General features: G+C 52.1%; 10 protein-coding genes and 2 pseudogenes. 2 read left to right on the top strand and 10 right to left on the bottom strand.

Features of this window, described 5'->3' with window-relative positions; translation table 11 throughout:
- Positions 1 to 162: 162 nt before the first annotated feature.
- Positions 163 to 1,584: a purine-cytosine permease family protein gene (locus J1G18_RS24560; RefSeq protein WP_223008877.1), complete on the bottom strand. Its 1,422-nt coding sequence runs from the start codon at positions 1,582 to 1,584 to the stop codon at positions 163 to 165.
- 323 nt (positions 1,585 to 1,907) lie between these two features.
- On the opposite strand from J1G18_RS24560, the gene J1G18_RS24555 reads away from it, so the two are divergent.
- Positions 1,908 to 2,393 (top strand): flavin reductase family protein, encoded by a 486-nt coding sequence (locus tag J1G18_RS24555; RefSeq protein ID WP_003225754.1) that lies wholly within the window; start codon positions 1,908 to 1,910, stop codon positions 2,391 to 2,393.
- Positions 2,394 to 2,551: 158 nt separating this feature from the next.
- A complete protein-coding gene (locus J1G18_RS24550; RefSeq protein ID WP_223008875.1) occupies positions 2,552 to 3,595 on the top strand; it encodes an LLM class flavin-dependent oxidoreductase in 1,044 nt (347 codons plus the stop codon).
- A gap of 4 nt (positions 3,596 to 3,599) precedes the next feature.
- Here J1G18_RS24550 and J1G18_RS24545 read toward each other — a convergent pair whose 3' ends face one another.
- The 9 genes and pseudogenes from J1G18_RS24545 to J1G18_RS24505 form a co-directional block, all read right to left on the bottom strand.
- Positions 3,600 to 3,980 (bottom strand): hypothetical protein, encoded by a 381-nt coding sequence (locus tag J1G18_RS24545; protein ID WP_262415665.1) that lies wholly within the window; start codon positions 3,978 to 3,980, stop codon positions 3,600 to 3,602.
- Positions 3,981 to 4,016: 36 nt separating this feature from the next.
- Positions 4,017 to 4,574: pseudogene (locus tag J1G18_RS24540) on the bottom strand (hypothetical protein).
- 368 nt (positions 4,575 to 4,942) lie between these two features.
- Positions 4,943 to 5,176: a hypothetical protein gene (locus J1G18_RS24535; RefSeq protein ID WP_223008873.1), complete on the bottom strand. Its 234-nt coding sequence runs from the start codon at positions 5,174 to 5,176 to the stop codon at positions 4,943 to 4,945.
- Between the two features lie 211 nt (positions 5,177 to 5,387).
- Entirely contained in the window at positions 5,388 to 5,741 is a 354-nt protein-coding gene (locus J1G18_RS24530) for a DUF596 domain-containing protein (protein WP_223008871.1), read from the bottom strand.
- A gap of 588 nt (positions 5,742 to 6,329) precedes the next feature.
- Positions 6,330 to 6,704 carry a barstar family protein gene (locus J1G18_RS24525; RefSeq protein WP_223008869.1) on the bottom strand — a complete coding sequence of 125 codons (375 nt, stop codon included), beginning with the start codon at positions 6,702 to 6,704 and terminating at the stop codon, positions 6,330 to 6,332.
- Positions 6,705 to 6,715: 11 nt separating this feature from the next.
- Positions 6,716 to 6,904, bottom strand: a pseudogene (locus tag J1G18_RS28520) (ribonuclease domain-containing protein); the annotation flags it as partial.
- A 79-nt stretch (positions 6,905 to 6,983) separates the two neighbouring features.
- A complete protein-coding gene (locus J1G18_RS24515) occupies positions 6,984 to 7,619 on the bottom strand; it encodes a hypothetical protein (RefSeq protein WP_223008867.1) in 636 nt (211 codons plus the stop codon).
- A gap of 901 nt (positions 7,620 to 8,520) precedes the next feature.
- Entirely contained in the window at positions 8,521 to 9,054 is a 534-nt protein-coding gene (locus J1G18_RS24510; protein ID WP_223008865.1) for a hypothetical protein, read from the bottom strand.
- Positions 9,051 to 12,451: DUF637 domain-containing protein (locus tag J1G18_RS24505; protein WP_223008863.1), on the bottom strand; the 3,401-nt coding region annotated here is incomplete at its 5' end. The genes J1G18_RS24510 and J1G18_RS24505, both read right to left, overlap by 4 nt.

The raw sequence follows: 12,451 nt of genomic DNA, 5'->3' as shown, positions 1-12,451 counted from the left end.
CGGCACAGTGGGGGATGGGCCAAAAGGGGATCGAAATGGCCAATTTGAATGACCGCTGGAATGCGGAGGCTGGGCGAGGATCACTTGTGGTGAGGGGATTCATCCCCGATGGCGCGCGAAGCGGCCCCCTTTACATCTCAAAGAGGCCCGCACTCGCTGATTTCACGACTGCTTCGCAGCCGATCGGGGATAAATCCCCTCGCCACGTTGCTTCTGGGTCTGCCCACGTGTGGCGAGGCAGTAATACAACGGCACTGTCACCACCAGGCCGAACAGCCACGACAGGTCGGCGCCTTCGACCAGATTGGCGTACGGCCCGACATACAACGAGGTATTGGCGAACGGCAACTGCACAATGATCCCGATGAAATAGGCAATGATCGCATGCAGATTGAAGCGCCCGTAAATGCCGCCGTCCGCGCGAAAAATCGAGGTGATGTCATAGCTGCCGCGCTTGATCAGGTAGAAGTCGATCAGGTTGATCGACGCCCACGGCACCAACACCAGCAGCAACGCCAGAATCAGCCCGATGAACTGCGAAATGAAATTCGCCGAGGCACCCAGCGCCACCACGCAGCAACCCGCCAGCACCACACTCGACAACGCCACGCGCACCTTGATGCTCGGCGTCCACTGACTGGCAAAGGTCTGGATCGAGGTGATGATCGACAGCACCGCGCCGTACAGATTCAGCGCGTTGTGGCTGATGATATTGAGCAGAAACAGCACCATCAGAATCGGCCCCAGCCACCCGGTGGACTGCTTGACCGCAGCCATCGCTTCGGTGCCTTCAGGCGTTGCCAGAACCGCTACGGCACCGAAGCTGAATGACAGAATCGTCCCCAGCGTCGCCCCCAGATAAGTGGCCCAGAACGGTTTGGCGATGCCGATATCCGCCGGCAGGTAACGCGAATAATCGGACACGTACGGCGAGAAGCTGATCTGCCAGATGATCCCCAGCGACACCGTCGCCAGCCAGCCCGACAGGTTGAAGCTGCCGCGCGTCAGGAAGTCTGCCGGCAAGTCGTGGGCGAAGATGTAGATGAAACCGGCGAGCAGCGCGCTGCCCATCACCCAGGTGCCGATGCGGTTGAGCGTGTGGATGAAGTTGTAGCCGATCACGCCAATCGCCGTGGCCGCCAGTGCGCCAATCAGAATGCTCAGCGGTGCCGGCACCGATGGCGCAATACCGACAATCGATTTACCTGCGAGCACGATGTTGGAAATGAAAAAGCCGATGTAGATCAGCGCCGCAAAAAACACGATCAGCAGTGCGCCGTAACGCCCGAACTGGCCACGACTCTGGACCATTTGCGGAATGCCCATGCGCGGCCCCTGCGCCGAGGCCAGGGCGATCACCACGCCGCCGATCAGGTGCCCCAGCGCAATCGCCAGCAGCCCCCAAAGCAAGTCGAGATGGAACACCTGAACCACCATGGCGCCGGTGACGATGGGCAGTGGCGCGATGTTGGTGCTGAACCATAAAGTGAAAAGGTCGCGGGCCTTCCCGTGGCGTTCCGCGAGTGGGACGTAGTCGACCGTGTGATTCTCGATCAACGGATCTTGCCGGGACATCTGGGACATATGCATGAACTCGAGTTTGTCTGTTCTTATCTTTGTATGAAGCCAAACCGGGGGAACTCTGGGTCGCCCCTCAGATGCAGACCATATTATGGTATTCCAAACATTTCACAAGACTGATCCGTAGTTTACGGCGCTAGCTGATCCGCCATCCTCACTGATACTGCGGCCTGAAGGCCAGCCGAAAGCCCAATAAACGCTGAGTTTCCGACGAAAGCACCACGTTTATCGGTTCAGCCTAAAAGCCCTTGCAAAGAAAAAATACTGGTATACCATCAGACCAACAAATACATAAAAATCGCGTCACAACACCCGAGGACCGTCCAATGATCGATGCTGCCATCTACAAACAAGTCATGGGCTCGTTTCCGTCCGGCGTCACTGTCATCACCACGCTGGACGATGACGGCCAGATCGTCGGCCTCACCGCCAGCGCCTTCAGTTCACTGTCGATGGACCCGGCCCTGGTGCTGTTCTGCCCCAACTACAGCTCCGACTCCTACCCTGTGCTGATCAAAAACAAGCGCTTCGCAATCCACGTCCTTTCCGGCGGCCAGCAAAGCGAAGCCTATGCCTTCGCCCGTAAAGGCAAGGACAAGGCGCAGGGCATCGAGTGGACGTTGAGCGAGCTGGGCAACCCGATCCTGGCCAACGCGACGGCTATCATCGAGTGTGAGTTGTGGCGCGAATACGAAGGTGGTGACCACGCGATCATGGTCGGCGCGGTGAAGAACCTGATCGTCCCGGAGCAGCACACCGGGCCGCTGGTGTATTGCCACGGCAAGATGGGCGCCCTGCCCGTTCTGGCCTGAGCAAAACTTCAACCCCACACAAATCCACTGTGGGAGGGGGCTTGCTCCCGAAGGCGATGTGTTAGCCACCAGAGGTGTCGATTGACCCACCGCTTTCGGGAGCAAGCCCCTCCCACACAGTTTTGTAGCCTCAACAACAAAAGATCCGAGGAAGCGTCATGAAATTTTCCCTGTTCATCCACATGGAACGCTGGGACGAAAGCGTCAGCCACCGCCAACTGTTCGAAGACCTGACCGAACTGACCCTGATGGCCGAGGCCGGCGGTTTCAGCACCGTGTGGATCGGCGAACACCACGCGATGGAATACACCATCTCGCCAAGCCCGATGCCGCTGCTGGCATACCTCGCCGCCAAAACCACCACCATCCACCTCGGCGCCGGCACCATCATCGCGCCGTTCTGGCACCCGCTGCGGGTGGCCGGTGAATGCGCCTTGCTCGACGTCATCAGCAGCGGACGCATGGAAGTCGGCCTGGCCCGTGGCGCCTATCAGGTCGAATTCGATCGCATGGCCGGCGGCATGCCCGCCTCCAGCGGCGGTCAGGCCCTGCGCGAAATGGTCCCGGTGGTCCGCGCCCTGTGGCAAGGCGACTACGCCCACGACGGCGACATCTGGAAATTCCCCACCTCGACCAGCGTGCCGAAGCCGATTCAGAAGCCCAACCCACCGATGTGGATCGCCGCCCGCGACCCCGACTCGCACAACTTCGCCGTGGCCAACGGCTGCAACGTGATGGTCACGCCGTTGATGAAAGGCGACGAAGAAGTCGTCGACCTGAAGAACAAATTCCAGGCCGCACTGGATAACAACCCGGATGTGCCGCGTCCGCAACTGATGGTGCTGCGCCACACCCACGTGCACTCGGCTGACGATCCAGACGGTTGGAAAATCGGTGCAAAAGCCATCTCGCGTTTCTACCGCACCTTCGATGCCTGGTTCGGCAACAAGGAAACCCCGGTCAACGGCTTCCTCGCTCCGAGCCCGGAAGAGAAGTTTGCCGGGCGTCCGGAGTTTGAGCTGGAGAGCCTGCACAAGACGGCGATGATTGGTACGCCGGAAGAGATCATTCCGCGGATCAAGTATTACCAGGAACTGGGGGTGGATGAGTTCAGTTTCTGGTGTGACAACAGTCTGCCGCATGCGGAGAAGAAGAGGTCGTTGGAGTTGTTTATCAAGCATGTGGTGCCGGCGTTTCGATAAACACTTAGCCGGTTAAGCCCGGTAAATGAAAACGCCCCGATAGAGTTCGGGGCGTTTTAGTTTTACGTGGACTCATCGTCCAGAAATTTCCGGCGGGCGCATATTGTCCATCTCGAAAAACAGCGCACCAACCAAAACTTGGGCAGAACATTTCAAGATCAATGATCTGGTAAAAGTCTTCACCAATTTTGCTTAAGGTAATCAGACTATTGGCATAGTGGGTGTATTGACCACCCGCCCCGGCGACCGCATGTCGTTCCAGCTCCTCACAATTCCAGCCAGATACGATCCCCGGACGATTCAGGAACTGTATCCGAGAAGGAGATTTCGAATTGCGTTGAAACTTTGCAAAGGCACGGAATCCGTCGCTTTTTGAGCAAATCATCAGTGATCAGGTTTTCAGGGAAATCAATGGTTAATTTCAAACGGGTGGGGCTCCGATGAGAACACGTTGATCCGGCCGGCTAACATCGTAAACATGCTGCTCGCAACCCTGCCCGACAAACTGAAACTCCACCAGGTAGACCTTGCTTCGTTCCGGCGTAAAGGTACTGATCAGCGGCCTGCAGCTGTATGTATTGCCGGTGCCCATGCCGTTGGAACGCCCCGATACCTCAAAGGGTTCGTCAGCATTGGCTTGAGTTTCCAGCTGAGGGAAGTGCTTGAACGTGGCGCTATTGGTCGCTTCGTTAAGCTAGGCGATCCAGCCGAACACCTTGCCTCGCCCGGAATCCACCACAGTACCCAGCACTTCCATTCGTTGATCGGGATCTGAAGCCCGGCGAACCGAGAACTCGACAGGGTATGTGTAGCCTGTCGAGTTCATGATGACTTTGGCGTGTTGTGCATCTGGCGTTACCGTTTTTTGCTGAAGTTGGACACCCTCCTTTAAAAGACTGGGGGAAGAGTCTCTGACGTGGGTGTTGCAGCCTGAAAGTATGAGAAACAACATAAACAACATAAACAACATAAACAACATAAACAACATAAACAACATAAACAACATAAACAACAATGGCATTTTGGCCAATTTTTGACACTCCGTTCCAGCGTTACAACGGCCCAACACTGACAATTGAGCCCACGAAGATTCACGAGCCATCAACGGGTAATTGAACGGCTCAATAACCCACGTCACCAGAACCCGCGGCGACGTGCTATCTGTATCGCGACACTCCTCTTATAACCCGCCCAGAAGGTTCTAGTATTTCTCACAAACTGAACTGTGGGAAAGAACAGAATCGTCCACGTCATTTAAAACACAAGGCCAAGCTTCCGCAAAACTCAAAAAAACCTTCAAGTAAATTAACTTCGCATGCTCGGTATGATCGAGGTTAAGCTCAATCATTACCTGCGGCTCCCCCCCAAGACATCCTGCCACCCTTGCAGATCTTCGGCATCGTAAAATTCTTCAAGAACATCTTTTGAATGCAATGCCAGCCAGACTTCCGAATTGCCCTCGCTAACGCCGCCCCGAAAGGGCTTGCCGGAACTCACGAACCCACCGTGCGCCAAGATGATTTCTTTGAAGTCTTCTGTGTTCAACTTTTCTGATGAAATGATCATTGCCGATAACGACATGGTTATAACCCTCCTCTGCTTGCACCATACAAAAAGAGCTGATCCAAAGTATTTATCACCTTGACACCTAACTTCTCGTAGGACTTTATCTGCTGGGGTTAACGGGGACAGACCACATTTTCGGAGTGCTTTCTAAACGTGGTCTGTCCCCATTTACCCACCTTTTGTGCCGCCACCACTGTCGCCTTTTGCACCAACTAACCCAGATAAATTATGTCCATATCTCCTGGCCAGCGGAGGTAAACCATACTACTCCAACCGGAACGGTAGTTAAAAACCAAAATCCAAAACCATCAAGTTCATCCTCCTCAGGGTGAACAGGCCATGCGAGTGCAATGATACTAATTTGCTCATCATTACTACCAGATAGATAATTTCCATCTGAGGCCAGCTTTAAATGCCCTTCGAGCATTAGACGCCTCAGTAATTCGAGAAAAATTTCCGCTCTTTCTTCATTACTTATTTTAAAGTGCGAAATTTCCACACTTAAGTGCTGCCAAATCGATCCAATTGATAGACCGAAGGAGCTACTTAGAATAGCTGAGTACAAAAAATCTATATTCATTTGAATTTAATCTCGATTCGTTTCCCAGCATTAATAGACGGATTTATTACATCTATGGTCCAAGCTGCGCCTGACTGTTGAGTTGAGTTCGAGAAATTCCTCAACGTAATTTTGCTACCTGCGTTAGCTCCAGAAGTAATCGTTGCAGCATAAACATCCCCTTTCCCGGGAATCGACTTTACGACTGGCATATATTCAGTTCCTGTCAACTGTCTAAAATAGCTCATTACATCTGATGTCGTAGTGCCAGAATAAACAGACGCACCAACACTGAGATAAGGGTCAGCTTGGAGCGTCTTTCCTCCTATACTCAATTGAGAATCCTTTGGTTGAAGACTTGAATTATTGTACTGCGATGCAAGATCGCTAATTCGGTTATCAGATTGCTGCTGTAGAATTGCCCCGGGCTGCTTACCTGTTAAATCAGGGCCTTTGGGGTTCTGCGCTATTCGGTCTAGTGCATCTTTCTCAGCACCAACTATCGAGCTACCTTTTGGGGGTTAACGGGGACAGACCACATTTTCGGAGTGCTTCTAAACGTGGTCTGTCCCCATTCACCCTCCATTTACCTCGCGTCACAGGCTTAGCCTAATTTTTTAGCAAACTTTCGGCCACAGCTCTATCAACATCTTTGAAGACAACTTCCAACTCGTGTCCATCGTCACCAATCCAATCAAGGACCGAGTCACGCAAAATCTCGAGGTATATCTTTAGGTCGTCTCTTGGCAATTCTGGCAGAGACTCATGCACAATGACGACTTTATGACACGGCATCCAACTGAGATCGCTTAAGCAGTCATACAAGGCATCCCAGTTGTATCCGAAGTACCCCGGTAACCAAAGTAGGTAATACAGCGATCTTATCAATTCCTCCGTAACCTGAATGGAGGGGTCAATCCGCACATAAAACACTTTCGCCGTGTTATATGAAGGCGGGGTTTCCACAAACGTGAATGGCAACATTTTGACAGACCTCAATTTTTTATTGGGATGAAGGTTTTGTAGTGGTCGGCGGTGTAATACATTTCGCCGCCTTTCCCTACGACTATTCGCTGAGGCCCAGGTCCTGCAATACCCGCCGATGGATGGACATACTCAGTGTAGTAACCGGCTGGTTTCTGCGGCAAATCCAATGCACGATTCTGGAATACAGAGCCATCCTTTCGATGAGGGAAAGGAGTTTAACGGGGACAGACCACATTTTCTGAGTGCTTTCTAAACGTGGTCTGTCCCCATTTACCCCTAGCTCAGCAGATCGTTCAGTACGCCTTGTTCCCCAACTGACACAAATCCGTTATCAGGATCGTCAAATTCACCAACCCGCATTATCAGCAGTCCTTTTCGCTCACCTACATAAGCACACAGCGTCTGATCTTCAGAGAGTCCGCCGCACCAACCAAGATCCAAGACGCACTCTATGTCAAAATTCTTGGGTAAAATAGCGATATAAGAACATCGTTCAGTTAAAAGAACTTCTATTGATTTACGATCCGAAAAATCGGACAAACACATAGCTCCAAAAAACCTTAACTTCCCATCACGCTCAACGATACGCTCTACCGAACGAGTAACCTGGGGCATTTCGATTCCTCGTGATTTCAAACCACCCCATAGTCCCAGGTACCTAACAAGTCTCGTGTTTGGTTGCCAAGCCGAATTACCTAATAGCAGCCAGAATGCATATTCCGGCATATTTTTAACGGCAGATTTACAAATAAAATCCAATACGACTACCGATGCTTCATAAGACTTTTCTGACACCGTAAGACTAGCCGCCGATAGCTTCAACTCACCATATTCTTTATCTTCATGCAGGTTGAATACCTCACTGGGAAGAGAAATATCAAATGTTCTTATGATTTTAATTTTAGTAGCCATAGTGATTCCCGGCTTCGTCGTTGAAATGAGCCCCCCGATAATGCGTGATGGTTAACGGGGACAGACCACATTTTCGGAGTGTTTTCTAAACGTGGTCTGTCCCCCCACTTACTCCAAATTGATCTGCCGCCTTTGAATTATCATAAAATCAACTATAAAGCCGATTAAAAATTGAATCCACCTCACAACTTCTAACAATCTGATCAGACGTAAAATCCAATACATCCGATACGACCACAACCCCTCTAAGCTCTTCGGGGAAATCATCAATACTCGCATACACAGTTGGCATCAGGTAGCGGAAATAATCACCCATTTCAGTTTTCCCGCTATAACCAACAGGATAATCCTCACCTTGAACACTACCCTCCACTGCATGATAAACGTAAAAACCCTTTATCGAAGGAGTTTAACGGGGACAGACCACATTTTCGGAGTGCTTTCTAAACGCGGCCTGTCCCCATTTACTCAAACAATCATATCCACATCACTCAATAGTCCTTCCGGGCTGCAGCACAGGCGGCAGCTGTTGCGGCGTTGTGATTTTCATATCCTATGCTTTATCGGTAACGAACTTATACTAGTAGTGAATGGTTATATTTTCTCCGCTTGGCAGACGATGACTAACTTCCATTTTTCAACATCCCTCACTCCGCAAGAAGTCTTTATCGCCCGCTAATTTCGTATCACGACCAGCGGAGGGGTTCTCTATCATTCTATTCCACAAAATCTGCTCATTCAGATCTCGTGGCACCGTTGACTGATAGTTCTTTGAGGTTAACGGGGACAGACCACATTTTCGGAGTGCTTTCTAAACGTGGTCTGTCCCCCATTTACCTCTTGCATCAGCCAATTGAACTAAAGGTGGTTTATCCCCACTACCCCTTCCCCTCTCGCGATGTCAATAACGAATCCATTTCCCGGTGAAAATTAACTCCGGACTATTCGGATCGACCAAATAAAGCCATTCCGGTTCATGGCCAACTGTACCGACTAACACACCCAACTTATCAGGATGATCGGAAACCGCACCAGAGTGCATGGCACCTATATAACCATCTTGCCCATAAATATTATGTAACTGAAAACGCAACGAGCCGTCAGAATTATATACTGCAGCATTATCAGGATAGCTAAAAAACCAAGGCGCTACTGGAACACTGAATCTCGAGGGCTCCTTTTCAAAAACCACCAAAAATCCAGTTCTATTCGGCAATATATTCAGAACCTCAAGTATTGGAATATCGACTTCCTCCCCCCCCTCTAAAACCAAAAACTGCCGACGTTTTATTACGCTGCGCTTTTCAGAATAGAGAATATATTTTCTAACATCTTCAAAATTAGTGCACCCCCCATCCCAACTTACAAAGCGCTCAAAGACGACCCCATCATCCAACTCTACAACGGTAACAACTTTATTTATTAGCACTGTCATTTTAGCGCCCTTACCGACTCTAAATTTACTTCATACAGCTCCGGATTGGTTCGGGGTGTCTTATCCATAAAATTCACCTGATGCCCTCCGCCAGGCAAGCGAACTCCGTTGAGTTGATCCCACATATCACCAACGGTACCCTCACGAGTGCCGACACCGGGCTTAACCGTAATCTCGATCTGTAGCAATTTACCACTTTTAAACTCTTCAGAAACTGCGAGTTTATTCCTAACATCTGCTACAGAACTTATTGGTGTTTCCGTAGCCCAAGCCCCTAGAGCTGATGACGGGTTTTTCCCTGCCTCCCTTGCGACAAGCATCTTTGCATACTGCGCTTCGTTGATGGTCATCGTCATTGTACGTGGCTGATCCAGTACCCTATCGATCACCATCGTCCCCTCCTTCCAAGCCGGACGCTGTGTTCCCCAGTATGGAGCATCTATTCCACCTGACTGCTGTTTCAGGAGCAGGTCATTCGCCGCTTTCTCACCATCAACACGCGGGAGACCATCACGATCCGTTACTTGTCCAGCGTTGATATTTTCCGCACGATGCACTTTCCCCGGGACAAAGTCACGCTGCGCAGACAACCCAAAACCCTCTGCATCGCGAGTGGCATTGAACTCAACTTTTGAGACTTCCGAGGTGGTGCCCGGGAGACTCCCTCCCTTCTTTCCACCTGAAGTCAACAGCAGCTCCCCGGTTCCCTCCAGGTATTTTCCGGCGCCCTTGAGCAGCACCATTTCCATGGCAGCTTTCGCGGCTTCCGTTCCGTAGTCGCGAAGCGGGTTCACATCACCGGGGTATGTAGCGCTGCTAAAAGAGTCGAGTACTTTGCTTCCCTGGGTGTAGTCATAGGGCGCAAATAACTGCCCCGTTGCTTGCCACCCATCAGCGAACGACGCCGCACCTCCCAGTCCAGACAACGCCGGAATCGCGCATCCAACAACTGTTACACAAGACGGGCTGGACGCTATCGCACCCCCAAATCCAGCGGCAGCCCCTATCGCACCGAGTACCGCCCGACTGGCATTAGCCGATTGCCTGAGATTCTTGTCGTTGAGCAACAAGTCGTCATTGGCTTGATCCCATTTCGAATACTCGTCAAAAGCTCCGGTAGCGACAAGCGCACCCTGTGCATCCTTGAAGCCTTTGCCCTCGGTCTCCAATGCCTGGATGTATTCATAGTTCGGATCATCCGGCGGAACCGAAGCACTGCAATGAACCAAGGCGCAAGCCGCCGCTTTAAGCTGATAGGCCTTATCAGGATTCTCTTTTTGCAGTTTTTCCAGTGCCAAAGTTTCTTTTTGATGAAGTTGACGATTGTATTCGTCAGCCATCAAGGCAACCCACGATGCCTTGTTGACATCTCCGCCTGCCAACCCAGCGGCGGTCAAACCGACGATTTGGGAAAATGCCTGGCGTAATTCAGGTTGGTTATCGAAGGTGAAGTTGAGAACGCTAGCCATTGCCTGGCTGGCGCCAGCAGCGATTGCGCCAGTTTTGAAATCTCCACCGGTGGCACTCGAAATCGCTCCCCCCATCAACGCGTGCATCGCAGTGCGAGCAACTCCCCCTTCGGCCCACATGGCCATGCCGGTTGTATCACCTGCATTCTTTGCTGCTTGCCAGTGATCCTGTGCGAAGCCCCCGACAAAGTTGAACGCTGTTGCAGCGGCGACGTTGCCGGCTTGGGAAACGAGCCCTTCCTTCAGATTCTCGCTGTAACTGCCTCCGCCAATTACGGTTTTTATGGCCCCCCCTGCGAGTCCCTGCGCTCCCGCATGGACGGCGAAACCACCGATGTCTTGAAGGGTATTTAAGTCAAATCCTTTTGTAAGGTTGTTAAACGGTACCGTGTGGCCGCCGAGTTGGGGGTCGATTACACCCTTTGTGAAGCCGGCCGTGACACCCGCAACCGCCGAATTTTTCAGACTGTCCTTACTAAATGTGTCCTTGGCGACGGCCCCCAGATTGCCTTTGTTATTGATCGTGCTGACGGCCGCAGTACTGGCCATGGACGTCAATACGGCCGAGGCCATCACGTTCCCTAACCCCGCGGCGACTGTTGAGCCGACCGCAGCTCCGCCAGCCACTGCCGAAGCTGATGCAGTACCCGCTGCCGCCATGGCAGTCCCTGATCCCGCCGTCGCACCGGCGAAGCTTCCCACCGCCGCACTCGCGGCTCCAGCCGTAAGTACGGTGACGATAATAATGATCACCAACATCGCGCCCTGACCAAGGCTCGAACTGCTGTACTTGAACGACTCGTGGGTTTCCTTTATCAGTTTCCAGTCAACATCACCGCGCTTCTCGGCTTCTTTCAGCCACGCCAGTTGTGGATCAGCCTTCACCATTACATCAATGGTCTGGCTGATCGATTTTTGATTGATCTGTTTGATATCGATGTTCAGGCCATCAACCGCATTGATCACCAATTGCCCTTTGGCCAGCAGTTGGGTTTGGCGCAAGGTCTCATCGGTTTTGCCTTTACCCGACATCGAGCTCCAGGAGAGGCTGGTATTACTTTTCGTGTGGCTCTCTTGATGCAGGTCCTTCACGCCCTCGAATGTGACGGCCCCACCACTGCTGATAACCAGGTCGTTTCCGCTATCAAGTTTGGCTGCCTGGTAATGCTGATCGCCGCCACTGGCGAGCAGCATGCTGCCGCCGGAGCTGATTTCGCTGCTGATGTTTTTCACATCAGTGACTTCATCATGCTTGGTTTTCTTTTTGCCGAAGCTACCCTTCTTCTTCATGTCATATAGCGAGTAGTCGATATCCTGCGCAGCAAGAATATCGAGACGGTCGCCTGCCACCAGATAGGCTTCATCGCCAGCGGTGATGCGACTGGAAACCACGGCTAGGTTTTGCCCCGCGGCCAGCGATACGTCGCCTCCCGCCGTGATGCCGGACATGACCTGGCTGACATGGTCTTCCTGGCGAGTCAGTTTCTTGCTCTTGGACAGGGAATGTTCTTCATCCGCCGCTGAGCTGATCAGGATGTTGTCAGTGGCTGACATCGCCACGTCGCGCTTGGCGTCAATCTGACTCGCGATAACACTGATATCGCGTTTGGCATCAGCCTTGAAGTCACGCCCAGCATCGATGTCAGCACCCAGTTGGGTGATGTCGCTGCTGTTGTGCCGATCGTCATGGAACACGCTGTTGGTGACTTGCACCGACGACACGTTAATGTCGCGCCCGGCGTTCAGGACCATGTCCTGGCCGCTTTTCATCACGCCACCGGTGATGTTGATGTCGTTGGCCGCTTTGACGGTCAGGTCATTGGCCGCTTCGATCCGTGCGGCGTTGTCCAGGTAGTCGCGGTGGAACACGTTGCCACCGCGATTGACATCGACACTGGTCACGTCACGCTGGTTGATCACGCTGCCGT

The organism is Pseudomonas sp. MIS38, assembly GCF_019891575.1.
GTDB lineage: Bacteria > Pseudomonadota > Gammaproteobacteria > Pseudomonadales > Pseudomonadaceae > Aquipseudomonas > Aquipseudomonas putida_A.
Note: the sequence above shows the minus strand (reverse complement) of the source record. Positions and strands in the feature narration are given on the sequence as shown.